Source organism: Comamonas sp. SCN 65-56 (assembly GCF_001724135.1).
Taxonomy (GTDB): domain Bacteria; phylum Pseudomonadota; class Gammaproteobacteria; order Burkholderiales; family Burkholderiaceae_C; genus Comamonas_C.
Genome location: NZ_MEDS01000003.1, coordinates 15,758 through 39,588, shown reverse-complemented (window position 1 = coordinate 39,588; position 23,831 = coordinate 15,758). Strand labels below are relative to the sequence as shown.

The 23,831-nt window shown below is 64.7% G+C and carries 24 protein-coding genes; 14 read left to right on the top strand and 10 right to left on the bottom strand.

Going from position 1 to position 23,831, the window contains the following annotated elements; genetic code table 11:
* Window positions 1–45 precede the first annotated feature (45 nt).
* The 3 genes from prmC to hemA all read right to left on the bottom strand — a co-directional run bounded on the left by prmC (window position 46) and on the right by hemA (window position 3,427).
* Entirely contained in the window at window positions 46–960 is a 915-nt protein-coding gene (prmC, locus tag ABS45_RS02140; RefSeq protein WP_291552472.1) for a peptide chain release factor N(5)-glutamine methyltransferase, read from the bottom strand.
* Complete coding sequence (prfA, locus tag ABS45_RS02135; RefSeq protein WP_291552470.1) at window positions 953–2,038, bottom strand: peptide chain release factor 1; 1,086 nt, start codon at window positions 2,036–2,038, stop codon at window positions 953–955. Before prfA ends, prmC begins: the two co-directional genes overlap by 8 nt.
* Window positions 2,039–2,122: 84 nt before the next feature.
* Window positions 2,123–3,427, bottom strand: coding sequence for a glutamyl-tRNA reductase (gene hemA / locus ABS45_RS02130; RefSeq protein WP_291552468.1), 1,305 nt, complete (start codon window positions 3,425–3,427; stop codon window positions 2,123–2,125).
* A 39-nt stretch (window positions 3,428–3,466) separates the two neighbouring features.
* Between hemA and ABS45_RS02125 the strand changes: the two genes are divergently transcribed.
* Window positions 3,467–3,742, top strand: coding sequence for a hypothetical protein (locus ABS45_RS02125; protein WP_291552465.1), 276 nt, complete (start codon window positions 3,467–3,469; stop codon window positions 3,740–3,742).
* Here ABS45_RS02125 and ugpQ read toward each other — a convergent pair whose 3' ends face one another.
* Window positions 3,743–4,495, bottom strand: a complete 753-nt coding sequence (ugpQ, locus tag ABS45_RS02120) for a glycerophosphodiester phosphodiesterase (protein WP_291552463.1) — start codon at window positions 4,493–4,495, stop codon at window positions 3,743–3,745.
* A 156-nt stretch (window positions 4,496–4,651) separates the two neighbouring features.
* On the opposite strand from ugpQ, the gene serA reads away from it, so the two are divergent.
* The 11 genes from serA to aspS all read left to right on the top strand — a co-directional run bounded on the left by serA (window position 4,652) and on the right by aspS (window position 15,302).
* Entirely contained in the window at window positions 4,652–5,881 is a 1,230-nt protein-coding gene (gene serA, locus ABS45_RS02115) for a phosphoglycerate dehydrogenase (RefSeq protein ID WP_291552460.1), read from the top strand.
* A gap of 19 nt (window positions 5,882–5,900) precedes the next feature.
* Window positions 5,901–6,341: an HIT family protein gene (locus ABS45_RS02110; RefSeq protein ID WP_291552459.1), complete on the top strand. Its 441-nt coding sequence runs from the start codon at window positions 5,901–5,903 to the stop codon at window positions 6,339–6,341.
* A 67-nt stretch (window positions 6,342–6,408) separates the two neighbouring features.
* Entirely contained in the window at window positions 6,409–6,879 is a 471-nt protein-coding gene (locus tag ABS45_RS02105; protein ID WP_291552457.1) for a DUF971 domain-containing protein, read from the top strand.
* A 108-nt stretch (window positions 6,880–6,987) separates the two neighbouring features.
* The gene (gene ubiE, locus ABS45_RS02100; protein WP_291552455.1) at window positions 6,988–7,719 is read left to right on the top strand and encodes a bifunctional demethylmenaquinone methyltransferase/2-methoxy-6-polyprenyl-1,4-benzoquinol methylase UbiE; all 732 of its coding nucleotides are present in this window, start codon (window positions 6,988–6,990) and stop codon (window positions 7,717–7,719) included.
* Between the two features lie 36 nt (window positions 7,720–7,755).
* The gene (locus ABS45_RS02095) at window positions 7,756–8,760 is read left to right on the top strand and encodes a TIM44-like domain-containing protein (protein WP_291552454.1); all 1,005 of its coding nucleotides are present in this window, start codon (window positions 7,756–7,758) and stop codon (window positions 8,758–8,760) included.
* Between the two features lie 27 nt (window positions 8,761–8,787).
* Window positions 8,788–9,330 (top strand): hypothetical protein, encoded by a 543-nt coding sequence (locus ABS45_RS02090; RefSeq protein ID WP_291552453.1) that lies wholly within the window; start codon window positions 8,788–8,790, stop codon window positions 9,328–9,330.
* Complete coding sequence (gene ubiB / locus ABS45_RS02085; protein ID WP_291552450.1) at window positions 9,327–10,892, top strand: ubiquinone biosynthesis regulatory protein kinase UbiB; 1,566 nt, start codon at window positions 9,327–9,329, stop codon at window positions 10,890–10,892. The genes ABS45_RS02090 and ubiB overlap by 4 nt, the downstream gene beginning before the upstream one ends.
* A 95-nt stretch (window positions 10,893–10,987) precedes the next feature.
* A complete protein-coding gene (locus ABS45_RS02080; protein ID WP_291552446.1) occupies window positions 10,988–12,436 on the top strand; it encodes a sodium:solute symporter family protein in 1,449 nt (482 codons plus the stop codon).
* A 75-nt stretch (window positions 12,437–12,511) separates the two neighbouring features.
* Complete coding sequence (locus ABS45_RS02075) at window positions 12,512–12,835, top strand: FmdB family zinc ribbon protein (protein WP_291552444.1); 324 nt, start codon at window positions 12,512–12,514, stop codon at window positions 12,833–12,835.
* On the top strand, window positions 12,836–13,465 hold the full coding sequence (locus ABS45_RS02070) for a DUF502 domain-containing protein (protein ID WP_291552441.1): 630 nt from the start codon (window positions 12,836–12,838) through the stop codon (window positions 13,463–13,465). It abuts the gene before it with no gap.
* A gap of 40 nt (window positions 13,466–13,505) precedes the next feature.
* Complete coding sequence (gene aspS / locus ABS45_RS02065; protein ID WP_291552437.1) at window positions 13,506–15,302, top strand: aspartate--tRNA ligase; 1,797 nt, start codon at window positions 13,506–13,508, stop codon at window positions 15,300–15,302.
* Between the two features lie 86 nt (window positions 15,303–15,388).
* On the opposite strand, the gene ABS45_RS02060 is transcribed toward aspS, so the two are convergent.
* The 5 genes from ABS45_RS02060 to proV form a co-directional block, all read right to left on the bottom strand.
* On the bottom strand, window positions 15,389–15,736 hold the full coding sequence (locus ABS45_RS02060) for an SH3 domain-containing protein (protein WP_291552435.1): 348 nt from the start codon (window positions 15,734–15,736) through the stop codon (window positions 15,389–15,391).
* A gap of 164 nt (window positions 15,737–15,900) precedes the next feature.
* Window positions 15,901–16,893 (bottom strand): porin, encoded by a 993-nt coding sequence (locus tag ABS45_RS02055; protein WP_291552434.1) that lies wholly within the window; start codon window positions 16,891–16,893, stop codon window positions 15,901–15,903.
* A gap of 42 nt (window positions 16,894–16,935) precedes the next feature.
* Entirely contained in the window at window positions 16,936–17,949 is a 1,014-nt protein-coding gene (gene proX / locus ABS45_RS02050) for a glycine betaine/L-proline ABC transporter substrate-binding protein ProX (protein ID WP_291552432.1), read from the bottom strand.
* A 69-nt stretch (window positions 17,950–18,018) separates the two neighbouring features.
* Window positions 18,019–19,116 (bottom strand): glycine betaine/L-proline ABC transporter permease ProW, encoded by a 1,098-nt coding sequence (proW, locus tag ABS45_RS02045; RefSeq protein ID WP_291552431.1) that lies wholly within the window; start codon window positions 19,114–19,116, stop codon window positions 18,019–18,021.
* Window positions 19,117–19,133: 17 nt separating this feature from the next.
* The gene (gene proV / locus ABS45_RS02040; protein ID WP_291552428.1) at window positions 19,134–20,423 is read right to left on the bottom strand and encodes a glycine betaine/L-proline ABC transporter ATP-binding protein ProV; all 1,290 of its coding nucleotides are present in this window, start codon (window positions 20,421–20,423) and stop codon (window positions 19,134–19,136) included.
* 514 nt (window positions 20,424–20,937) lie between these two features.
* On the opposite strand from proV, the gene ABS45_RS02035 reads away from it, so the two are divergent.
* The gene (locus ABS45_RS02035; protein ID WP_291552427.1) at window positions 20,938–21,936 is read left to right on the top strand and encodes a glycosyltransferase family 2 protein; all 999 of its coding nucleotides are present in this window, start codon (window positions 20,938–20,940) and stop codon (window positions 21,934–21,936) included.
* Window positions 21,933–22,313 (top strand): GtrA family protein, encoded by a 381-nt coding sequence (locus ABS45_RS02030; protein WP_291552425.1) that lies wholly within the window; start codon window positions 21,933–21,935, stop codon window positions 22,311–22,313. The genes ABS45_RS02035 and ABS45_RS02030 overlap by 4 nt, the downstream gene beginning before the upstream one ends.
* On the opposite strand, the gene ABS45_RS02025 is transcribed toward ABS45_RS02030, so the two are convergent.
* Window positions 22,230–23,819, bottom strand: coding sequence for a glycosyltransferase family 39 protein (locus ABS45_RS02025; protein WP_291552424.1), 1,590 nt, complete (start codon window positions 23,817–23,819; stop codon window positions 22,230–22,232). The genes ABS45_RS02030 and ABS45_RS02025 overlap by 84 nt on opposite strands.
* Between the last annotated feature and the right edge of the window lie 12 nt (window positions 23,820–23,831).

Below are 23,831 nucleotides of genomic sequence, written 5' to 3'. Positions count from 1 at the left end.
TACCTGAAACAAAAGGGCACGAAGAGGGAGATTATTTCATCTTCTTCATGTCCTTGTGCCATCCGGCGCATTCGGCAGCCCCGCCGCGTCGGGGCAGGGCGTCGCCTGTCGTTCTGGCGGCTGCGCAAAGCACCCGCCGCTGCAGCGCGCGTGGCCGGCGAGGTCTGATCGGCTGTGTACCTGCGTGAAGCCGGCAACCTGCAGCAGCTGGCAGACGGTTGGCGCCTGCGCGTAGCCGTGTTCCAGCAGCAGCCAGCCACCCGGGTGCAGATGCGCAGGGGCTTGGGTGATGATGCTGCGGATGGCGTCCAGCCCGTCCGGGCCGCTGGCCAGGGCCATGCGCGGTTCGTGCTGCAGCGCTGCGAGGTGCGGGTCGTCTTCGGCGATGTAGGGCGGATTGCTGGCGATGAGGTCAAAGCGCCCCGCCAGCCCTTCAAGCCAGTTGCCCTGGTGCAAGGTGATGGGCAAATTCAGCCGCTGCGCGTTGTGCCGCGCCACTTGCAGCGCTTGCGGACTGGCGTCCACGGCGGTGATGCTGCTGTCCGGGCGCTGTGCCTTGAGAGCCAGGGCAATCGCGCCGCTGCCGGTACCGAGGTCCACGATGCTGGGCCTTGCCTGTGCCTTCATCACGTCCAATGCCCAGTCCACCAGCGTTTCGGTATCCGGGCGCGGATCGAGCACCTGCGCATTGATCTGCAGATCCAGACCGTAAAAAGCCTTGTGGCCGGTCAGATAGGCGACAGGTTCGCCGGCAAGCCGGCGCTGGCACAGGCGTTCAAACGAATCCCATGCCGCGGCTGACAAGGATTCGCCGTCATGCGCCAGCAGCCAGGCGCGGTCGTGCGGGCTGCGGCCCAGCGTGTGCAGCAGCAGCATCTGGGCTTCCAAGCGCGGCAGGCCCTGTTGCTGCGCCCAGGCGAGCGCAGTGTCCAGCCGCCGGAGGCGGGTGGCTTCAGGCATGGGCGGTTTCAAGTTCCGCCAGCAATTCGGCCTCGTGCGCGTGCTGCAGTGCGTCGAGCACCTCACCCAGATCGCCGTCCATCACCATCTGCAGCTTGTAGAGCGTGAGGTTGATGCGGTGGTCGGTGAGCCGCCCCTGCGGGAAGTTGTAGGTGCGGATGCGGTCAGACCGGTCGCCGCTGCCGATCAGGCCCTTCCTCAGCGCGGCTTCCTTGGTGGCGCGTTCGCTGCGCTCCTTTTCCTGCAGCCGCGCCTGCAGCACACGCAGCGCCTGCGCCTTGTTGGCGTGCTGGCTGCGCCCGTCCTGGCATTCGGCGACGATGCCGGTGGGCAGGTGCACCACGCGCACCGCCGAGTCGGTCTTGTTGATGTGCTGGCCACCGGCGCCGCTGGCGCGGAAGGTGTCTATGCGCAGCTCGGCAGGGTTGAGCGTGATGGCCTCGTGTTCGTCGGGCTCGGGCATGACGGCGACGGTGCAGGCGCTGGTGTGGATGCGGCCCTGGGTTTCCGTCACCGGCACGCGTTGCACGCGGTGGCCGCCGGATTCAAAGCGCAGGCGCCCGAAAGCGTTCTCGCCCTCGATGCGCAGCACGGCTTCCTTGTAGCCGCCGAGTTCGCTTTCGTGTTCAGTCATGACTTCCACGCGCCAGCCGGCGGTGGCGGCGTAGCGGGTGTACATGCGGGCAAGGTCGGCGGCGAAGAGTGCTGATTCATCACCGCCGGTCCCGGCGCGGATTTCAAGGAAGGCATTGCGCGCGTCATCCGGGTCCTTGGGCAGCAGCAGGCGTTGCAGCTCGTCGTCCAGCCGCGCCAGCTCTGCGGTGGCGCCGCTGATTTCTTCCTGCGCCATCTCGGCCATGTCCGGGTCTTGCAGCAGCGCCTGCGCGGCATCGATATCGGCCTCACGCTGCCGGTAGCGCGCCCAGCGGCTGGCGACGGCGGTCACCTCGGCATGCTCGCGCGAGAGCACGCGGTACTGCGCCATGTCGCCCATGATGTCTTCGCGCGAGAGCAGGAAATCGAGTTCATTCAGGCGCTCTGCATGGCGCTGCAGTTGCTGGCGGAGAAAGGGTTTCATGCGGGAAAGAAAGAGTTCGCTATCGGCAAGATAGCTAGAGGCGCTTGTATGGCAAGCGCTGGAGGCGGATTTTGCCTTGAGCCGCTAACGCTCGCGGTGGCTGCGGGCGGAGCGCAGGAACAGCCGCGAGACGGTATCGGCGGTCTGCGTGCGCGTTTGCACGTCACCCGCATGCAGCTCGGCCATGGCGCCGTGCAGCATCTTCTGCGTGAGACCGCGCGAGAGGGCCTCGAGCACGCTGTCGATGTCCTGCCCCTTGGCCAGCAGCTTTTTCGCGCGGGCGATTTCCTGCGTGCGCCAATCGTCGGCCTGGCTGTTGAGCTGCTGGATCAGGGGCACGACACCGCCCGCCGGGTCGCGCTGGTCCATCCAGTGCATGAAGTTCTGCACGCCCGCATCGATGATCGCCTCGGCCTGTTGTACGGCGGCTTCGCGCTGGGCCTGGCCGGTCTGGACCACGCTGGCGAGGTCATCGACGGTGTAGAGGTAGATGTCGGCCAGTTGCTTGACTTCGGGCTCGATGTCGCGCGGCACGGCCAGATCGACCATGAAAATCGGGCGGTGACGGCGTTTTCTCAGTGCGCGCTCCACGGCGCCCAGGCCAATGATGGGCAGGGTGCTGGCGGTGCAGCTGATGACGGCGTCGAACTCGTGCAAATGCTCGGGCAGCTCGGCCAGGCGCATCACGCTGGCATCCAGGCGCATGGCCAGCTTTTCGCCGCGCTCCAGCGTGCGGTTGGCAATCACCATCTGGCGCGGATTGCGGGCGGCAAAGTGGGTGGCGCAGAGCTCGATCATCTCGCCCGCGCCCACGAACAGCACGCGGATCTGGCCCAGATCTTCAAACAGTTGACCTGCCAGGCGCACCGCCGCCGCCGCCATGCTGATGCTGTGCGCGCCGATATCGGTGCTGGTGCGCACCTCCTTGGCCACGGCAAAACTGCGCTGAAAGAGCTGGTTGAGCGTGCTGCCGAGCGCGCCCGCACCTTCGGCAGCGCGCACCGCGTTCTTCATCTGGCCGAGGATCTGCGCCTCGCCCAGCACCATGGAATCGAGCCCGCTGGCGACGCGAAAGGCATGGCGCGCCGCACCGTCACCCTGCAGCAGGTAGGCGTGCGGGCGCAGTTGCTGGGCGCTGATGCCGCCACTGTGCGCCAGCCATTGCAGCGTGTGGTCCAGCGCCGCATGCTCCGCCGCGCAATAGACCTCGGTACGGTTGCAGGTGGAGAGGATGGCGGACTCGACGGCGCTGTGCGGCGCGCCTGCGCTGCTGAACGACTGGCGCAGCCCCTGCAGCGTGGGCGCGATCCGGTCGAGCGCGAAGGCAAAGCGGCCTCGCAGATCCAGCGGTGCGGTTTGATGGTTGATGCCCAAGGCCCAGACTGCCATGGGAGTGGATTATAAAATTTGTACCGCGTTGTGTCGCCCATGAGCTTTTTGACCGCCATCAATCACCTGCTGAATTTCTGCGTACCGGCACTGGTGCTGGCGCTGCTGCAGGTGGCAGGCAGCCAATTGTTCATGCGAAAAATCGCTGTAGCGCACGGCTGGATTGCGTCAATAGCTCTGCTTTTTGTAGTTGGCTGTGTGGTTCTGGCAGGCGGTGTGCTGCTGCTGGGTAGCGATGGCCAGATGCTGACCTATGGCGTGTTGGTGCTTGCGACCGCGAGCGCGCACTGGCTCTGGCTGCGCGCCTGGCGCTGATTACGCTGCCGGGCTGAAAAAATCCACACGGTCGGTGATGATGCCGTCGGTGCCTAGCGCCATCAGCCGGTCGGCTTCGGCCGCATCGTTGACGGTGTAGCTCAGGGTGCGCAAGCCGGCAGCGTGGGCGGCCCCCACGGTTTCGGCATTCCAGCAGCGGTGCTCGGCCACCACGGCCATGCAGTCCAGCGTGCGTGCCTGGGTCAGCCAGTCGGGTGGCAGGGCTTCCAGCAGCAGGGCGCGCGGCAGCGCCGGGGCGGTCCTGCGGGCGGCATCCAGCGCGGCGCTGGAAAATGAACTCAGCAGCGGCACGACGGGCTGCCCCTGCCACAGCCGCGCCACCGCCTGCGCCACGGCCGCGCCGGTGGCGACATCGGCGCCTGTGCCGGGTTTGATCTCCAGGTTCAGCCGCAGGTGATTGGCCAGACACCAATGCGCCAGGCGCTCCAGCGTGAGCAGTGGCTCGCCCGCGTAGCGGCGTGAATGCCAGGCGCCGGCGTCGAGCTGCGAGAGCGCTGCCCAAGCTTGGTCACCTGCCATCCCCTGGCCGTTGCTGGTGCGCTCCAGGCTGTCGTCGTGCAGCAGAAACAGCACACCATCCTGGCTGAGCTTGGCGTCACATTCGAACATGCGCCAGCCGTGGCTGGCCCCGAGCCGAAACGCCGCCAGCGTGTTTTCCGGCGCCAGCTTGCCTGCTCCGCGATGGGCAATCCAGAAGGGATAAGGCCAGGCGGGAAGGGCGGAAGGGCTCATGCCGGCATTCTGACACCGGATGCGCAGAAGCGGGTGTGTGCATCGGGTGCACAATTCACCCTGTTTGCTCCGGGGTTTTGTGCAGTGCACAATCATCGGGGTTATCCCGTAGAGCCTGCGTTTTTGCAGGCTTGCATTTTTTTCGAGACCCGCGCCATGCCCAAAACCTCCCTGGACAAGAACAAGATCAAGTTTCTGCTGCTGGAAGGCATCCACGAATGCGCTGTTGACGCATTGCATGCTGCCGGCTACACCAACGTGGAGCTGCTGCCGCGCGCGCTCGAAGGCCAGGAGCTGCTGGACAAGATCGCCGACGTGCACTTCATCGGCGTGCGTTCGCGCACCCAGCTCACCGGCGAGGTACTCCAGCACGCGCACAAGCTGGTGGCCATCGGGTGCTTTTGCATAGGCACCAACCAGGTCGATCTGAACACCGCGCGCGAGAAGGGCATTGCGGTCTTCAATGCGCCGTATTCCAACACCCGCTCGGTCGCCGAGCTGGTGCTGGCCGAGGCCATCCTGCTGCTGCGCGGCATTCCAGCGAGGAACGCCGCGGCGCATCGCGGCGGCTGGCTCAAGAGCGCGGAGAATTCTCATGAGGCGCGCGGCAAGACGCTGGGCATCGTCGGCTACGGCGCGATCGGCTCGCAGCTGTCGGTGCTGGCCGAGAGCCTTGGCATGCACGTGATCTTTCACGACGTGATCGCCAAGCTGCCGCTGGGCAATGCGCACCAGGTCGAATCGCTGAAGGCGCTGCTGGAGCAGTCCGACATCGTCAGTCTGCACGTGCCGCAACTGCCGTCCACGAAATGGATGATGGGTGCGGCGCAGATCGCGCAGATGAAGCCGGGCAGCATTCTGATCAACGCCTCGCGCGGCACGGTGGTCGAGATCGAGCCGCTGGCCGACGCGATCAAGGCCGGGCGCATCATCGGTGCGGCGGTGGACGTCTTTCCGGTCGAGCCCAAGAGCACCAAGGATGAGTTCGTCTCGCCGCTGCGCGGGCTGGACAACGTGATCCTCACGCCGCACATCGGCGGCTCGACGCTGGAGGCGCAGGCCAACATCGGTCTCGAAGTGGCGCACAAGCTCATCACCTACAGCGATACCGGAACGTCAACAAGTTCGGTCAATCTGCCCGAAGTGGCTCTGCCTGCGCACCCGGGCAAGCACCGCCTGCTGCACATCCACCGCAACATCCCGGGCGTGATGTCCGAGATCAACCGCATTCTCTCGGATGGCGAGGCGAACATTTCTGCCCAGTTCCTGCAAACGCGCGACAACGTCGGCTACGTCGTCGTCGACCTGGATGCGCGCTCGTCGGACATGGCGCTGGAAAAGCTCGCCAAGGTCAACGGCACCATCCGCACCCGAGTGCTGTTCTGAACCCGGACGCTGAACCCGGATGCACTGCCCGCTGTGCGCGACGGATGGCGGCCAGCTCGTCTGGCGTGGCGCGCGGCTGCGGGTGATCCAGGCGAGTGAAGCCGCTTTTCCAGCGTTCTACCGCGTGGTCTGGAACGCGCATGTGGCGGAGTTCACCGATCTTTCGAGCGAGGAAAGGGTGCATTGCCTGCAGGCTGTGGCATGGGTGGAGCAGGTGCTGCGCGAGCGGCTTGCGCCTTCCAAGATCAACCTCGCGGCGCTGGGCAACCAGGTGGCGCACCTGCATTGGCATGTGATCGCGCGCTTTGACTGGGACAGCCACTTCCCCGATGCCGTCTGGGCAGCGCCGCGGCGCGCGCAAGACACTGTGCGCATTGCGGCCTTGGCGCAGCAGCAGGCACTGGTGCATGATGCCTTGCGCGCACGACTCGAAAACTGGGCTGTTGCGCAATCAAAATAGTAGCTATTGACGCTTTCTGCACAAGCGCAAAGCCCTTGTTTGGTATTTGAATTGATGTTGCAACGCCATGACTGAACAGCCTATCGCCGCGCCGGTTCCGACGGCAATCACCCTGCATGAAACCTCGCGCACGATGGAGGTCGCGTTTTCCAGCGGCGAACGCTATCGCATTCCGTTCGAGCTGATGCGCGTGTATTCACCGTCAGCCGAAGTCAGCGGCCATGGCCCGGGCCAGGAGGTGCTGCAGACCGGCAAGCGCGAAGTGACGATCACCGAGCTTGAGCCCATGGGCAACTACGCCGTGCGCCCGACGTTCTCGGACGGGCACAACAGTGGTTTGTTCACCTGGAGCCTGCTGTACAAGCTCGGGCACGACCAGGATGAACTCTGGAACGACTACCTCTCGCGGCTGGAGGCGGCCGGCGCCAACCGCGATACCGCCATGGGGCGCAAGCCTGCCACGACGATCACCAAGAAGAAGGCCCACGCCAGTGCGGATGAGAACTGCGGCGAGGGCAGTTGCGGCTGCAGCGGCTGATGAGTCGTACCGCTGTTACAACTTGAATTCAACCAAATAGCGACAGATTTCCGAGGGCTACCCGAGGGTGATGCCGCCGGGTGAGCGCGTCTCGCCTACGATTGCGTCATGACAGCGACGCATTTCGGATTTCAGACAGTGGATGAGCGCGACAAGGCGCAGCGTGTGCGCGGCGTTTTCGATTCGGTTGCGCCACGCTACGACTTGATGAACGACCTGATGTCCGGGGGGCTGCATCGGGTCTGGAAGGCGTACACCGTCATGGTGGCCAACCTGCGCGAGGGCGACCGGGTGCTCGATATCGCCGGCGGCACGGGCGACCTGGCGCTGGCATTCTCCAAGAAGGTGGGCGCCAGCGGCGAAGTCGTGCACACCGACATCAACGAGGCCATGCTGCGCACCGGGCGTGACCGGCTCATCAACCGCGGCATCGTGCTGCCCACCGTGGTCTGCGATGCCGAACAGCTGCCGTTCCCCGATGGCCATTTCGATCTGGTGAGCGTGGCGTTCGGCCTGCGCAACATGACGCGCAAGGACAAGGCCATCGCCGAGATGGCGCGCGTGCTCAAAAATCGCGGGCGTCTGCTGGTGCTGGAGTTCTCCAAGGTGGCCGCGCCCTTGAAAAAATTCTACGACCTGTATTCCTTTCAGGTGCTGCCGCGTTTAGGGGAATGGGTGGCAGGTGATGCAGACAGTTACCGTTATCTTGCAGAATCGATACGCATGCACCCGGGCCAGGTGGAACTAAAGGCGCTGATGCAGCGTCAGGGTTTCGGGCATGTGGATTTTCACAACATGACAGGAGGCGTCGTCGCCTTGCATGTCGGTGTGAAGTGCTGATGTTTTGTTTCAATCAACGCAACCAATGAGGAAACGATGAAAAATCTGTGGTCTGTGGTCCTGGTGACGCTGCTTACGCTGGTGTACGCCGACGCAGAGGCAGCACGATTGGGTGGCGGGCGCTCGGCCGGCCGGCAATCGGCCAATGTGACGCAGCGCGATGCCGCCCGTGCGCCGACGCCGGCGCCCAGCGCAACCCCCAATGCGGCCAGCAATGCGACCAGCGCCAAGCAGGCCGGCGCGGCGAACGCCGCGGGTGCGGCAACGCGCAAGCCTTGGGCCGGCATGCTGGGCGGCCTGGCCGCGGGCTTGGGTCTGGCGTGGCTTGCCAGCTCGCTGGGCCTGGGTGCCGAGTTCGGGCAGTTTCTGCTGATTGCGTTGCTGGTCCTGGTGGCCTTCGTGGTGCTGCGCATGGTGATGCGGCCCAAGCAGTCCGCCCAGGGGGCAGCGTCGCCATTTGCGTTTCAGGGCGCGGGAGCAACGCCGGCCACCCCGGTGAACGCCGCGCGCCAGTACAACCCGGCCAAGGTGGGCAATGATGCATCGGCCCGCCCCTGGGAAGATTCGCGCGTGGATTTCGACAGCGTGCCCGCGGCCGCAGGCGGTGGCGTGACCATAGGGTCTGCGCTGGCAGGTGCCCAGGGCTGGGGCGTGCCGGCCGGGTTTGATACCGAAGGCTTTCTGCAAGCGGCCAAGCGCAACTTCACCACGCTGCAATCGGCTTGGGACAAGTCGGACGTGGATACCTTGCGCTCCATGATGACCGACGGCATGCTGGATCAGGTGCGCTCGCAGCTCAAGGAGCGTGAGCAGCAGCGCGGCGCGGCCGAGCCCAACCAGACCGATGTGCTGATGCTGGAGGCGCAGTTGCTGGGCATTGAAGAGCTCGACGGCGAGTACCTGGCCAGCGTGGAGTTCTCGGGCATGATCCGGGAAGAAACCTCGGCCGGCCCCAGCCCCTTCCGCGAGGTCTGGAACATGACCAAGCCCAAGGATGGCAAGAGCGGCTGGTTGGTCGCGGGGCTGCAGGCGCTGCAATAAGCTGCATTCAGGGAATAATCGGGGACCATGAATTCACGGTCCCCTTTTTCTTTTGTGCAAGACCTCGCGAGCCGTCTGCCCGGCCCACCGCAGCCGCCGCAATGGCTGGTGCAGGGCGTGCAGCATCGTCTGGTGCTGCTGCTCAACCACGTTCTGATGCAGGAGCCGCAGGCCATGGAACGCCTGGCGCGCCACAGCGGCCGTGTGGCGCGCGTGCAGTGGCGCCAGTTTGTCGTGGCGTTGCAGATGACCCCGGCAGGCTTGCTGGACGTGGCCCCTGCGCAGGCGGATGCCGATCTGCGTGCCGAGCTGCTGCAGGGCTCGCCGATCGATCTGGCGCGCTCGGCGCTGGCCGGCGACGCGCCACAAGTGCACATCGAGGGTGACGTGCAGTTGGCCAGCGACATCCATTGGCTCGCCGAGAACCTGCGCTGGGACATCGAGGAAGATCTGGCGCGCATCGTTGGCGATGCCCCGGCCCATTTCATCAGCATGGGCGTGCGCCGTGTACTGGTGGCGCTGCACGGCTTTGCGGGGCGGCGCGGGTCGACCGACCACCTTTATTCATGAACCGTTTTTTTCGCGGAATTGCCATCTGCTGGGTGGCGCTGCGCCACGGCCTCGATGAGCTGGTGCTCTCGGGCTTCTCGCGGCCTTGGATACGTGCCCTGACGCGGCTGCTGACCTTCGGGCGGCAGCTGGATGCGCCGCGTGGCCAGCGTTTGCGTGAGGCGCTGGAAGAGCTCGGGCCCATCTTCGTCAAGTTTGGCCAGGTGCTCTCCACGCGCCGCGACTTGATGCCGCCTGATATTGCCGACGAACTGGCGCTGCTGCAGGATCGCGTGCCACCGTTTGACCCCGAGGTGGCGGTGGCCACGATCGAGCGGTCTTTCCGCAAGCCTCTGGACGAGATTTTTGTCTCGTTTGACCGCACGCCGGTGGCCAGTGCGTCGATCGCCCAGGTGCATTTCGCCGTCATCCGCGATCGCGAGGGACAGGAGCGCGAAGTAGCCGTCAAGGTGCTGCGACCGGGTATGCTCGCGGCGATCGAGAAAGACTTGGCGCTGATGCACATGGTGGCGGGCTGGGTCAGCCGGCTCTCGGCCGATGGAAAACGCCTCAAGCCGCGCGAGGTGGTGAGCGAGTTTGACAATTATTTGCACGATGAGCTCGACCTGGTGCGCGAAGCGGCCAACGCGGCGCAACTGCGGCGCAACATGGCGGGGCTGGATCTGGTGCTGATTCCCGAGGTGTTCTGGGATTGGTGCCACAGCGACGTGATGGTGATGCAGCGCATGCAGGGCGTGCCGATCAGCCAGATCGATACCTTGCGCGACACTGGCGTGGATGTGCCCAGGCTGGCGCGCGATGGCGTGACGATTTTCTTCACCCAGGTGTTTCGCGACGGTTTTTTCCACGCCGACATGCATCCGGGCAACATCATGGTGAGCACGCAGCCGGAAACCTTCGGACGCTACATCTCGCTGGATTTCGGCATCGTCGGTTCACTCACCGAGGTGGACAAGGAATACCTGGCGCAAAACTTCACCGCGTTTTTCCGCCGCGACTACAAGCGCGTCGCCGAGCTGCATGTGGAAAGCGGCTGGGTGCCGGCCGATACGCGCGTGAACGAACTCGAAGGCGCGATTCGCACGGTCTGCGAGCCGTACTTTGATCGGCCTTTGAAGGAAATTTCGCTCGGCATGGTGCTGCTGCGCCTGTTTCAGACTTCTCGGCGCTTCAATGTCGAGATTCAGCCGCAGCTCGTGCTGTTGCAAAAAACCCTGCTCAACATCGAAGGCCTGGGGCGCCAGCTCGATCCTGATCTGGACCTGTGGAGCACCGCCAAGCCGTTTCTGGAGCAATGGATGCTGGAGCAGCTCGGCCCCAAGCGCTTGTGGAGCGAACTGCAGGCCCAGGGGCCGCATTACGCCAAGATGCTGCCGCAATTGCCGCGTCTGCTGCACGGCTATCTGAGCCAGCCGCAGCCAACGCAGTCCGAGCCCCTGCGCCAATTGCTTGCTGAACAGAAACGTACCAACCGTCTGCTGCAGGGCCTGCTTTATTCTGGCCTGGGCTTCGTGCTGGGTCTCATCGTGGTGCAGCTCGTGATCCGCATCCGGGTGTTGTAAATACAGCGCAAAACCTGCGGTGAGCGCACCTCACGGCGGCTTGCCCGGATAATGCGCGTCGCCAATTTCAGCCCCTGTTTCCCGGAGAGCCGCCCGTGCTGGTGACCTTCATCGTCCTGTATCTGCTGGTATCCATAGCCATCGGCCTGCTGGCTGCCCGGCGCGTGAAGAACACCGCTGATTACGCGGTGGCCGGGCGCAGCCTGCCGCTGGCGGTGGTGATCGCCACCACCTTCGCCACCTGGTTCGGTTCCGAGAGCGTGCTCGGCGCGCCCGGCCAGTTTGTCAAGGAGGGCCTGAGCGGCACGGTGGAAGACCCGTTTGGCGCCGGCATGTGCCTGGTGCTGGTGGGCCTGTTCTTCGCGCGCAAGCTGTACGCGATGAACATCATCACCATCGGCGACTACTACCGCCGCCGCTTCGGGCGCGTGGTGGAGGTGCTGTGCTCAAGCATCATCATTCTGAGCTACCTGGGCTGGGTGGGCGCGCAGATCACCGCGCTGGGGCTGGTGTTCAACATCCTGAGCGACGGCGCGATCCCGCTCGCGTGGGGCATGGTGATTGGCACGGCCGTGGTGCTGATCTATACGCTGTACGGCGGCATGTGGTCGGTGGCGGTGACGGATTTCGTGCAGATGATCGTGATCGTGCTCGGCCTCGTGGCGATCGCCTGGTACGCGGCCGACATGGCGGGCGGCGCCGAGCGCGTGATCTCGCACGCGGCGACGGACGGCAAGCTGCGCTTCTTCCCGACCGGTGGTGCCAAGGAGTGGACGTTTTTCTTCGCCGCGGCGATCACCATGATGCTGGGCTCGATCCCGCAGCAGGACGTGTTCCAGCGCGTGATGTCGTCCAACAACGCGAGCACCGCGCGCAGCGGCCCGGTGATCGGCGGACTGCTCTACATCGCGTTTGCCTTCGTGCCGATGTTCGTCGTGATGGCGGCGCTGCTGGTGCTGCCGGGCACCGCCGGGCTGCTGGAGGATGACCCGCAAAAGGTGCTGCCCACGCTGGTGATGACGCACATGCCGGTGGTGCTGCAGGTGGCGTTCTTCGGCGCGCTGCTCTCGGCCATCATGTCCACCGCCTCGGCCACCATGCTCGCGCCGTCCACCACCTTCGTCGAGAACATCCTGCGCAATCTCAAGCCCGGCATGAGCGACGAGCAGACGCTGAAGGCCATGCGCGTGAGTGTGTTGGTGTTCACCATCTGCGTGCTGGTGTATTCGATCACCATGGAAGGCTCGTCGATCTATGAGCTGGTCTCGGGCGCCTACCAGGTGCCGCTGGTCGGGGCCTTCGTGCCGCTCTTGATGGGCGTGTACTGGAAGCGCGCGACCACGCAGGGCGCGCTGCTGGCGGTGGTGCTGGGGCTGGTGGTGTGGCTGTGGTTTGTCGCGAGCCCGGTGTTGAGCGAGGCTTTTCCGCAGCAGCTTGCGGGCTTGATCGCTTCGTTCGTCGGCATGCTGAGCGGCTCGCTTCTGCCGCAGTTCATCGCCGATCAAAAGGGGCGCACGCACCATTACGAAACGGCGGCGGTCTGAACCGCTGCGCTGCGGCGCCGGCTTTGGCCCGCTACCTATAATCGTGGGCTTTGCAAGAAATTCGCGCTGCCCAAAATGCCTATTTACGCCTACCGCTGCAGCCATTGTGGCCATGCCCAGGATGTGCTGCAGAAAATGTCGGATGTCCCGCTCACGCATTGCCCGGAGTGCGGGCAGGAAACCTACGTCAAGCAGCTGACGGCGGCCGGTTTTCAGCTCAAGGGTTCGGGCTGGTACGAGACGGATTTCAGCGGCCGCAAGAGCAGTGCCCCCAAGGCAGATGGCGCGCCATCTGCCGCCCCGGCCGAAGCTGCTGCAGCAACGAAAGCGCCGGAAACTGCAAAAACCGAAGCGCCTGCGGCAGCACCAGCAAGCGCAAAAGCCACTTCCGAGGCTTGAATGGCTGCTTTGCGCAAGTGGCTGTTCGCCGGCCTGCTGGTCATTGTTCCGTTGATCATTACCGCCTGGGTACTGTCCTGGGTGGTGGGTTTGCTGGATCAGACGCTGGAAATTCTGCCGGCCGGTTGGCAGCCGGACAAGTTGCTGGGTTTTCACGTCCCGGGCTTTGGCGTGCTGCTCACGCTGCTCATCCTCTTGATCGTCGGCGCTATCGCGAGCAACTTCTTCGGGCGCAAGCTCGTCGCCCTGGGGGATGCGCTGGTCAGCCGCATTCCGGTGGTGCGCTCGATCTATTCCAGCGTGAAGCAGGTCTCGGACACGCTGTTTTCCGAGAGCGGCAACGCCTTTCGCACCGCCGTGCTGGTGCAATGGCCGCGCGACGGGATGTGGACGGTGGCGTTTGTCACCGGCAGCCCCAGTGGCGAGGTGGCGGGCTATCTGCGCGACGAATTCGTCAGCGTCTACGTGCCGACAACGCCCAACCCGACCAGCGGCTATTTCGTCCTCATGCGCAAGAGCGACTGCATCGAGCTCGAGATGAGCATCGACGAAGCGCTCAAGTACATTGTTTCCATGGGCGTCGTTGCCCCCCATGATCCGGTGCAGGCCGACAGCCAGTTGCACCCTTGAACCGAAGTGGCGCCCTGCGAGGGCGCAGGAAGAACCAGCCATGTCCATGCGTACCAGTTACTGCGGTCTCGTGACCGAAGCCCTGATGGGGCAGACCGTCACCCTTTGCGGGTGGGTGAATCGCCGCCGTGACCATGGCGGCGTGATCTTCATTGACTTGCGTGACCGCGAAGGTTATGTGCAGGTGGTGTGTGATCCCGATCGCCCCGAGATGTTCAAGACCGCCGAGGGCTTGCGCAATGAATTCTGCCTGCAGGTCGAGGGTCTGGTGCGCGCGCGCCCTGAGGGAACGACGAATGACAAGCTCACCAGCGGCCAGATCGAAATCCTGTGCCATGAACTCGTGGTGCTCAACCCTTCGGTCACGCCGCCGTTCCAGATGGACGACGACAACCTGTCGGAGACCACGCGCCTCACGCACCGCGTGATGGACCTGCGACGCCCGGTGATGCAGCGCAACATGATGCTGCGCTACCGCACTGCGCTGCAGGTACGCAATTTCCTCGACAAGGAAGGCTTCATCGACATCGAAACCCCCATGCTGGGCAAGAGCACGCCCGAAGGCGCGCGCGATTACCTGGTCCCCAGCCGCGTGCACGACGGCCAGTTCTTCGCGCTGCCGCAGTCGCCCCAGCTGTACAAGCAGATGCTGATGGTGGCTGGCTACGACCGCTACTACCAGATCACCAAGTGCTTTCGCGACGAAGACCTGCGCGCCGACCGCCAGCCCGAGTTCACGCAGATCGATTGCGAAACCTCGTTTCTGAACGAAGAGGAAATCCGCGGCATTTTCCAGCGTTTGATCACGGAAGTGTTCCAGCAGCAGCTGAAGGTGGACCTGGGCGAGTTCCCGGTGATGCCGTACGCACAGGCGATGGCGCGCTTTGGCTCGGACAAGCCCGACCTGCGCGTGAAGCTGGAATTCACCGAGTTGACGGATGTCATGGCCGATGTGGACTTCAAGGTGTTTTCCACGCCCGCGACCACACCCGGTGGCCGCGTGGTTGCGCTGCGTGTGCCTGGGGGGGCACATATCTCTCGTGGCGAGATCGACAGCTACACCGATTTCGTCAAGATCTACGGCGCCAAGGGCCTGGCCTGGATCAAGGTCAACGAGGCGGCCAAGGGCAGGGACGGGCTGCAATCGCCCATCGTCAAGAACCTGCACGACGCGGCGATCGCCGAAATCCTGAAGCGCACCGGGGCGCACGATGGCGATCTGATTTTCTTTGGCGCCGACAAGGCAAAAATCGTCAACGACTCCATCGGTGCGCTGCGCCTGAAGGTCGGTTTGAGCGAATTCGGCCGCCAGCATGGCTTGTTTGAAAACTGCTGGGCACCGCTGTGGGTGGTCGACTTCCCGATGTTCGAGCGAGATGATGAAGAAAACCGTTGGGTGGCGGTGCACCACCCATTCACTTCACCGAAGGACGGGCACGAGAACCTCATGGACACCGACCCCGGCGCCTGCGTTGCCAAGGCCTACGACATGGTCTTGAACGGTTGGGAGCTGGGCGGCGGCTCGGTACGTATCCACCGCGCCGACGTCCAGGCCAAGGTGTTCGCTGCGCTCAACATCGGCCCCGAAGACCAGCGTGCCAAGTTCGGCTATTTGCTCGACGCCTTGCAATACGGCGCGCCGCCGCATGGTGGCTTGGCCTTCGGCCTGGATCGCCTGATCACCTTGATGACCGGTGCCGAATCCATCCGCGACGTGATCGCCTTCCCCAAAACCCAGCGTGCACAGGACTTGCTCACGCAGGCGCCGTCGCCGGTCGATGAAAAGCAGCTGCGCGAGCTGCATATCCGCCTGCGCAATACGGTGGCTGCTGGCTGATCGGCACCGGGCTTGAAGCACGATGGAAAGGGCGCCAGTGGCGCCCTTTGGTTTTCCTTCGCGAGTTGGACGACAAGCCGCCATGCTTACCAGCCCCAGGTCAGGCTGCGCGCTATCCAACCCTGTGTGCCACTGGCGATTCGTACCAGTGCCCAACCCTTGCGGGTCTCCAGCGTGCGCAGGATCTCGCCTTGCTGCAGCGTGGTCAGGATGCGGTGCCTGGTTCCCGGCCCGGCCCGCAAACGCGCCTTGGGCGCGGTCACGATGCGGTGCGGCGTGGTGCTGGTGAGTGGCGCGAAGAGCCAGCCCAGCGTGGCTTCGTAGTCGGCCACCTGCAACCACTTCCCTTTCTTTTGCAGCACGCGCAACGGGTAGCCGCGGTCGAGTTGCCACTGCACGGCAGCGCGGGTGCTGGGCTGTGCGCGCACGTTCACGGTGGCACCTTTGACACTTACGTAACTTGCGGCATGGGCTTGAATGGGCAGCAGACACAAGGTGGCAACCAGTGCAAGCAAGTACGAACGACACAGGTGGGAGAACCATTGAAACATTAGGGTGGGTTCCTTGGGTTGAATAAGGGGCAGTGCGCTCAACTGCATCAGAACGCGTGCGACAGACCAACGCCAAAGGCGGTTGCTGAACGAGCACCGGACGGCTTCTGGTGGCCCAGGCTCACATACGCGGTGCTGCGTTTGGACAGCGCGTAGTCCGCACCCAGCGAGGCAAACTGGTGGGTGACGCCACCCGTGCGCTGGCGGCCGTAACCGGCTTTGAGCGTCGTGACGCCCACGGCGTAGGTGGCGCCCAATGTGAGGGCGCGAGCGCTGGCAGCGCCACCGCCGGTGCGCGAGTAATCCAGCGCAACCATTGCGGCAAAGGCACCGGCAGCGTATTTGCCGCCAAGGAAGGTGACTCTGTCGCCGCTGCCGTTGCGCTCATGCGCCAGCATGGCTGCGATGGGTCCTGCGTGGTAGCGCATGGCTGCCGAATACCCGCGCCCCTGGCTGCCCGGCGCCATGGTGCGGTCGGGGGTGGCGCTCAGGTGCACGGTCACACCCGAAAATGCGGGCGAATCGTAGAAAAATCCGTTGTTCATGCGACCGTATTCGGCACTGCCGTTGTTGCTCACCCGGTCCGTCGGCGCCAGGGCGTGCCAGTAGTACCAGGCGGGCGAGGCGATGCGGTTGAAGTTGGCCCAGGGGTCAAACTCCCAGTCGTAGGCCCACAACGCGGTCAGGGCGCGGCCCATACGCAGGCTGCCCCAGCTACCGGCGAGGCCGACGGTGGATTCATCGTGCCAGAAGGGCTTGGCGCCATCACCCTCAATGGCACCGGTGCCCATTTCAAAGCGCGAGCTGAAGCGAAAGCCCGCCTTCAGGCCGCCGCCCAGGTCTTCACTACCCGACAGCGCGACATTGCTGCGCTGGATGGTGCCGACATGCGTGGCGCGGTCAAAGCCGTGGTAGATGCCGACATCCAGAAAGCCGCTGAGCTGGAGCTGTGATTGGGCCGATGCGGCGCTGGGCAGGCCGAGCAGAAGTGCTGCCGCGCAGGGTGCGAGTGCGCGCAAAATGCTGCTGTGCGTGTGCATGAAAAATTCCTTCTTTTGTAGAAAAACGGTGCTGCGGGCGGGTTATTGCGCCGCCGCGCGCGCCTTTGCCAGCCAGCCGTCCCAGGTCTGCTGGTGTGCCTTGATCCACTGGTCGGCGTGGCGCTCGATGTCAGCGGCCTTGTTCTGGCCCTGGCTCATCAAATAGTTCTGCGCGTTGATGTCGGCGATCGGCAATTGCATTTCCTTGAACAGCACGGCGGTGTCAGGGTGGGCATCGGTGAAGGCCTTGTTGGCGACGATCTGCTGGTTGTTCACGACGAAGCCGTAGTTCTTGCCGTTGGGCAGCTTGGTGTCGATGTCCTTCTGTTCGCCGGGCAGCGAGGAAAACGGCACCTCCAGCCAGACCACGTCCTGGCCGGGCTTGAGCTCGTTGCTGACCCAGTAGGGCGTCCACGTGTAGTAGAGCACCGGCTTGCCCGCCTTGAAGCGCGTGATGGTGTCGGCGATCAGCGCCGAGTAGCTGCCCTGCTGGTGCGTCACCGTCTTGCGCAGATCAAATGCGGTGAGCTGATGCTCGATCACCGCTTCGCAACCCCAGCCGGGGTTGCAGCCGGTCAGATCCGCCTTGCCGTCGCCGTCGCTGTCAAACAGCTTGGCGAGCTTGGGGTCCTTGAGCTGGCCGATGTTGGTGATGTGGTATTTGTCCGCGGTCTTCTTGTCGATCAGATAGCCCTGCGCGGCATTGGGCGAGAAGATGCCCTGGCGGTAGAGCTTGGCGTCGCCACCGGCGTTCTTGTAGTAGTCGGCGTGCAGCGGGTTCCAGTGATCGGCGAGAAACGTCGCGTCGCCGTTGCCGATGGCGATGTGCGCGGTGGGGTATTCCACCTCCTTGATCGGCTGCACGTCGTAGCCCAGCGCCGTGAGTGCCTTCATCACCAGCAGGGTCTGGAAGGTTTCCTCGGCGATCGAGCTCTTGAGTGGCAAGACCTTGACGCCTTTGCCGGGCAGGTCGGTGGCGGCAGCAGCAGCCACGGCAAAGGTGCTGGCCGCAGTGGCCAGAATCAGCAGGCGGCGTAGGGGAGAGAGATGATGCATGAGATGCTCCTTGCGGGTGAAAATTTGAATGAAATATGGCTGTAACGCTTTTGTATCAAGCGCTGGCAGCTATGGTTTTGAAGGTTTGCGCAGCAGCAGGCTGAGCGGCCCGCTATGCCACCAGCGTTGGCCGCCGCGCCGGGGCTCGCCCATGGCCTGCGTGATGCGATCGAGCACGATCGCCAGCAGCACGATGCCCAGGCCGCCGACGGTGGCCAGCCCCATGTCCAGGCGCCCGATGCCGCGTAGCACCATCTGGCCGAGGCCCCCGACGGCAATCATCGAGGCGATCACCACCATCGACAGACTCAGCATCAGCGCCTGGTTGATACCCGCCATGATGGACGGCATCGCTAGCGGCAGTTGCACCTTCAAGAGCAGTTGCGCGGGCGAGGCACCATACGCGCGGCTGGCCTCGATCAGATCGGGCCGCACCTGGCGGATGCCGAGGTTGGTCAGGCGCACCAGCGGCGGCAGCGCGAAGACGATGGTGACGATCACCCCTGGCACGTTGCCGATGCCGAACAGCATCACGACGGGCACCAGGTAGACGAAGGCCGGCGTGGTCTGCATCGCATCAAGCAGCGGGCGCGTGAGGCGCTGCGCCCGCTCGCTCGATGCCAGCAGCACGCCCAGCGGCAGGCCTATAGCGACGCAAAACAGCAGCGAGGTGAAGACGAGGGCCAGCGTCACCATGGTGTCGCTCCAGATGCCCAGCAGCGCCACCAGGAGCAGCGATACGGCGGTGGCCAGCGCCAGCCAGCGCCCGGCAAACTGCCAGGCGATGAGCGCAATCAGCAGCAGCATCACGGGCCAGGGCACCGCCAGCAGCCCATCGGTGATGCTCGAGAGGATGGCGTCGATGGGCGTGCGAACGGCCTGGAAGAACGGGCGAAAGTGCGCCACTACCCAGGCCAGGCCGTCGTTGATAGCGCCTTGAACCGGCAGGCCGTCGGTGCTGATCTGGTGCCAGAGCGCGGTGAGGCTGCCGCCATCACCCGTGGGTGCGGCGGTGTTGGCGGGGGCGTCCAGCCAGCTTGCGCCGCCCTGTGCGCCTTGCATCGCGTTGCCCCAGGCGTCGGGGGCGGCGGTGCTTGGGGTGTCGATGGGCGCCGGGGCGGGCGTGCTGGTAGCGCTCCACGGATCGGTGGCGGCTTCATTGGTCATGCTGGTGTCCTTTCACTTCAAGCGGCCTTGACCACCGGCTCGCTTGCCTGGTGCGGGAAGGCGGGGTTGAGCTGCAGCGGCGCAACTTCGCGCTGCGCGGGCAGCACTGGTGGCGTATCCCGATCGAGAAAGCGCATCAGCGTGGTGCGGCTCACCACCCCCAGGTATTGCCCGGTCTCGTCCACCACCGGCAGTGGGCAGGGGGCATGGGTCATGGCGCCGTACAGGTCGGCAATCGGCGTATCTGCGGGCAATGCAGGCGCATCCTTGAGATAGGCGTGCTTCAGCCCCAGTGGCCCCTGGTGACCGCGCAACACATCGCGCAGCGATTGCGACGAGACGGCACCCAGGTAGCGCTTGCGCGGGCTGAGTACATAGGCCACGTCGCGGTCCGAGTCCTCCAGGATGCGCAGCGTGGCGCGGCAGCCCCTATCCCCCTGCTCGGAAATCACCGTGAGCGACTGGCGCGCAATGTCGCGTGCCTTGAAGACCGCGGCCGCATCGACGCCGCGCACGAAATCACGCACGTAGTCGTCGGCCGGAGCGCGCAGAATTTCATCCGGTGTGCCCACCTGCACCACCTGGCCGTCCTTCATGATCGCGATGTGGTCGCCGATGCGCATCGCCTCATCGAGGTCGTGCGAGATGAAGACGATGGTGCGGCGCTTGGTCTCCTGCAGGCGCAGCAGCTCGCTTTGCATCTCGGTGCGGATGATGGGGTCAAGCGCGGAGAATGCCTCGTCCATCAGGAGGATGGAGGGGTCGGCCGCCAGCGCCCGAGCCAGGCCTACGCGCTGCTGCATGCCGCCGGAGAGCTCATCCGGGTAGCTCGCCTCCCAGCCCGCCAGGCCCACTTGCGCCAACGCCTCCTTGGCGGCGCTCTCGCGCGCGGCTTTGTCGACCCCCGCCAGCTCCAGCCCGAAGGCGGTGTTCTCCAGCACCGACAGGTGCGGCATCAGCGCGAACGACTGGAACACCATGGAGATGTCCTTGCGCCTGAGCTGGCGCAACTGATGCTCGTCGAGGTCAAGGATGTTCTGCTCGTTGACGAAGATGCGCCCGGCCGTCGGTGCTATCAGGCGATTGAGCAGGCGCACCAGCGTGGACTTGCCCGAACCCGACAGGCCCATGACGACGAAAATTTCGCCGGCCTCTATGCGAAAGCTCGCATTGAAGACGCCGATGGATTGGCCGGTGCGCTCCAGAATCTCCTGCTTGGAGACGCCTTCGCGCGCCAGGCGCAGTGCTTCATCCGGCGTATCGCCGAAGATTTTGTATACCTTGTCGATAGTGATCGATTTCGCCATCTGGTGGGTTCTTTCTTGTGGATTGAACTCACCCCGCGGCCATGCAGGCGCGGGGCACGAAGGCCGAAGCGTGAAAAAACACACCACCCCGATGCTTGACATCGCCCAAAGTGCATGCCCGAAGGGACGCACACGGAGAACGTTGCCGGGGAAGGTGGCTACCTTCCGGGGTAGCCGGGCGGCTCGAATGGCACGCGTGAGGTGGTGCGCAAGAGCCTTTGCGTGGATGTCGATCGGTCTTTCAGGCCGCTGCGACATCCTGGGCATCGAGGCCGAAACTTCGGCCGTGGCGAACGCTTCATGCCCGTTCGGGCGTGGCGCTCAACCGTGTTTCACGCCAGCTTGAACAGCGTCAAGACCGCATGAATGACCCGCTTTGCAGGTTGTAAAACACGGGTTTATTATAAATACCGAATCTGAGGTGCGGTTTTCATGCGTGTTTTGTCTGCATGGCGCATCGACAAAACGGGGCGCGGAGCCGAAACCTGCCGCCGTTTCGCGTATCGTCGCGCGCATGTCTGAATTCAACCCCACACCGAACCCGCGAGCGGACCGGGTGCCGTCGATTTCCTGCGTCATGCCGGCTTACAACGAGGCCGCCTCGCTGCCGGCGGTGGTGGGGCAGACGCTGGCCGCCTTGCGCGCGCTTTCGTCACGAGTGGAGTTGGTGGTGGTCAACGATGGCAGCAGCGACGCTACCGAGTCCGTGGTGCGCGGTCTGTGCGCCAGTGAACCGGCGTTGCGCCTGGTGCAGCTTTCGCGCAATTTCGGCAAGGAGGCGGCACTGACCGCCGGCATCGCTGCGGCGCGCGGCGAAGTGGTGGTGCTGATGGATGCCGATGGCCAGCACCCGACGGCGCTGCTGGCCGACATGCTGCGCCATTGGCAGCAGGGGGCGGATGTGGTGTATGCGGTGCGGCGCACGCGCGAAGACCAGTCCGGGCTGCACCGCAAGCTCGTGCCGTGGTTCTACGACATCGTCAACTGGGGCAGCCGGGTGCGCATTCCGCGCGATGCGGGGGATTTCCGGCTGATGGACCGGCGCGTGGTCGATGCGCTGCTTCAACTCCCGGAGCGCCATCGTTTCATGAAAGGGCTCTACGCCTGGGTGGGCTTCCCCAGTGTGGCGCTGGACTACGACCCGCTGCCGCGTGCGGCAGGACACAGCAGCTTCGGCCTGCGCGGCGCGCTGCGCCTGGGAACCACCGGCTTGTTTGCGTTCACCGCCGTGCCGCTGCGCCTGCTCGGATTGCTGGGGGTGGTGCTGGCGGTTTCGGCCATCGGTTTTGGCTTGTGGGTGATGCTGGATTACTTCATCAACGGCATCGATGTGCCGGGCTATGCCACGCTGGTGGTGGGCATGATGTTCCTGAGCGGAGTGCAGCTGGTGTCCATAGGGCTGCTGTCGGAATACGTGGCGCGCATTTATGACGAGGTCAAGCAGCGCCCGCTCTACCTGGTGGCCAGCGAGGCGGGCACAGGCCTGGCTCGCGACGGGCAGCCCGGCGCATGAGGGTGCGGCAGGCCAGCCAGGGCCTGTGGTTCATTGGCGTGGGCGGCGCGGCAGCGGCCACGCATGCGGCGGTGTTCTGGCTGGCGCAGCGCGCCATGCTGGCCGAACTGGCCAATGCGCTGGGCTTCGCGGTAGCGTTTTTCGTGAGTTTTGCCGGTCACCGCTGGCTCAGTTTTCGCGGCGCGGCGACGGGCGTGGGGCAGAGTCTGCTGCGCTTTGCCACCACTGCCCTGGCCGGGTTTTTGGTCAACGAGATCGTCTTTGCGTTGTTGCTGCGCGGGGCGGGGTGGCCATCATGGCTTGCCCTGTTCATCGCCATGGCCGTAGCAGCGGGGCAGACTTTCGTCTTGAGCCGTTACTGGGCCTTTCGCGCCTGAGGTGTACAGGTTCCACACCCGGCCTTGCTGCACTTTCTTCCAACCGGGCGGCGCGCTGGTGTTCACCGGCGTTACCAGCCAGGCGCCGCCGTGCTGCGCTGCGGCTTGGAGCTGGCCGGGCTTTTGAAGGATGGCGCGTGCCGCGTCAGGCTCGAAGTCACCGGCCTCGAAGAGTTCCCGCTGCCAGTTGTCGCGGGCGCTGGTGCGCAGGCTGGGCCAGTTCTGCACCACGATGACCGGCTGCTGCAGCCGGGCAACAAAGGGCAGGTCGTAGGGATAGCCGCCGCAGGCGTAGACCGGTTCGCCGGCCTGTCTTTCGGCGGCAAGCGTGGTGGCCACGTCGAGACTGAGCCGCCTCTGGTTCAGATTGGTTTCAACGGTCAGCAGCAAGACGCCGCCCACGGGAATCAGTGCCAGCAGCGCAAACCAGCGCTCCGCATGCCTGCGGCCTGCCATCACACGCTCCCAGCCGAGCGCGGCGAGCAGCGCCAGGGGCGGCAGCACCGGCAGGATGTAGCCCGCGAGCTTGGACGCCGGGATGGAGAAAAACACCAGAATCGCCAGCAGCCAGATCCAGCACAGTGATCGGACCTGGCTTGCTATGGTCGTAGTAGCTGATGGCGCAGATTGTTTGCGGGCTGGCGCTGAAAATGGAATAAAAAATGTCCATGGCAGCAGCATTACCGCCAACACCGCCGGATAAAACCAGTGGCCATGCCGGTTGTTGAAGACGGTGCCGGTATAGCGCCCGAACTGCTGCACGCCGAAGAGGTAGTTCCACAGGCCTGGATAGCGCTCGCCCGCCAGCACAAACCAGGGCAGCGCCAGCAGGGCGAAAAGCAGCAGGCCGCTGACCCACGGCAGGCGCGCTACCTTGCGCCATTGGCGCGTCCAGGTGATCCACACCAGCAGCACCAGGCCGGGCAGCGCCACGCCGATCAGCCCCTTGGTCAGCAGACCGAGCGCACCGAAGACAAAGCCGGCCCGGGCGAGCAGGGCATGTGGGCGCTCGCCGTGCAGCAGGCTCAGGGCGAAGCACCAGATGGTGCTGGCGATGAGGGCGGCTACCAGCATGTCGTGGTTGACGTACTGCCCGCCGATCAGGAAGACGCCGCTGGCGGCCAGCATCAGCGCCGCGCGCCGCGCGAGGGCTGCCGTTGCCAGGCGCTGGGTGGCGAGGTACAGGCCGCAGACCATCAGCAGCGCGGCGCTTGCCGGCACCAGCCGGGCGGTCCAGGGCGTGACGCCGAATGCTGCCATGGCACTGGCCTGCAGCCAGTGCATCAGCGGTGGTTTGTGAAAAAACGGCAGGCCATCCAGACGCGGCACCAGCCAGTCGCTCGAGACCAGCATCCAGCGGCTGATTTCGGCGTAGCGGCCTTCGTCCGGCACGCTCAGTGGGCGCAGGGCGGCTAGCACCAGCAGCAGCACGAACAGCAGCGACAGCCAGCGCCAGAACGGAAGGGAGAGGGTGCGGCCTGGGTCAGGCGATGAAGCGGAGGTCACGTGCAGGGCAAT

Excerpts from the sequence above, each read along its gene's own strand:
- prmC (WP_291552472.1), bottom strand. The coding sequence starts at position 960 with ATGCCTGAAGCCACCCGCCTCCGGCGGCTGGACACTGCGCTCGCCTGG.
- proX (WP_291552432.1), bottom strand. The coding sequence starts at position 17,949 with ATGCATCATCTCTCTCCCCTACGCCGCCTGCTGATTCTGGCCACTGCG.
- ABS45_RS02030 (WP_291552425.1), top strand. The coding sequence starts at position 21,933 with ATGAGGGTGCGGCAGGCCAGCCAGGGCCTGTGGTTCATTGGCGTGGGC.
- ABS45_RS02095 (WP_291552454.1), top strand. The coding sequence starts at position 7,756 with ATGAAAAATCTGTGGTCTGTGGTCCTGGTGACGCTGCTTACGCTGGTG.
- ABS45_RS02070 (WP_291552441.1), top strand. The coding sequence starts at position 12,836 with ATGGCTGCTTTGCGCAAGTGGCTGTTCGCCGGCCTGCTGGTCATTGTT.
- ABS45_RS02055 (WP_291552434.1), bottom strand. The coding sequence starts at position 16,893 with ATGCACACGCACAGCAGCATTTTGCGCGCACTCGCACCCTGCGCGGCA.
- ABS45_RS02125 (WP_291552465.1), top strand. The coding sequence starts at position 3,467 with ATGAGCTTTTTGACCGCCATCAATCACCTGCTGAATTTCTGCGTACCG.
- ABS45_RS02035 (WP_291552427.1), top strand. The coding sequence starts at position 20,938 with ATGTCTGAATTCAACCCCACACCGAACCCGCGAGCGGACCGGGTGCCG.
- prfA (WP_291552470.1), bottom strand. The coding sequence starts at position 2,038 with ATGAAACCCTTTCTCCGCCAGCAACTGCAGCGCCATGCAGAGCGCCTG.
- proW (WP_291552431.1), bottom strand. The coding sequence starts at position 19,116 with ATGACCAATGAAGCCGCCACCGATCCGTGGAGCGCTACCAGCACGCCC.
- ugpQ (WP_291552463.1), bottom strand. The coding sequence starts at position 4,495 with ATGAGCCCTTCCGCCCTTCCCGCCTGGCCTTATCCCTTCTGGATTGCC.
- serA (WP_291552460.1), top strand. The coding sequence starts at position 4,652 with ATGCCCAAAACCTCCCTGGACAAGAACAAGATCAAGTTTCTGCTGCTG.
- proV (WP_291552428.1), bottom strand. The coding sequence starts at position 20,423 with ATGGCGAAATCGATCACTATCGACAAGGTATACAAAATCTTCGGCGAT.
- ABS45_RS02090 (WP_291552453.1), top strand. The coding sequence starts at position 8,788 with ATGAATTCACGGTCCCCTTTTTCTTTTGTGCAAGACCTCGCGAGCCGT.
- hemA (WP_291552468.1), bottom strand. The coding sequence starts at position 3,427 with ATGGCAGTCTGGGCCTTGGGCATCAACCATCAAACCGCACCGCTGGAT.
- ABS45_RS02110 (WP_291552459.1), top strand. The coding sequence starts at position 5,901 with ATGCACTGCCCGCTGTGCGCGACGGATGGCGGCCAGCTCGTCTGGCGT.
- ABS45_RS02105 (WP_291552457.1), top strand. The coding sequence starts at position 6,409 with ATGACTGAACAGCCTATCGCCGCGCCGGTTCCGACGGCAATCACCCTG.
- ubiE (WP_291552455.1), top strand. The coding sequence starts at position 6,988 with ATGACAGCGACGCATTTCGGATTTCAGACAGTGGATGAGCGCGACAAG.
- ubiB (WP_291552450.1), top strand. The coding sequence starts at position 9,327 with ATGAACCGTTTTTTTCGCGGAATTGCCATCTGCTGGGTGGCGCTGCGC.
- ABS45_RS02075 (WP_291552444.1), top strand. The coding sequence starts at position 12,512 with ATGCCTATTTACGCCTACCGCTGCAGCCATTGTGGCCATGCCCAGGAT.
- aspS (WP_291552437.1), top strand. The coding sequence starts at position 13,506 with ATGTCCATGCGTACCAGTTACTGCGGTCTCGTGACCGAAGCCCTGATG.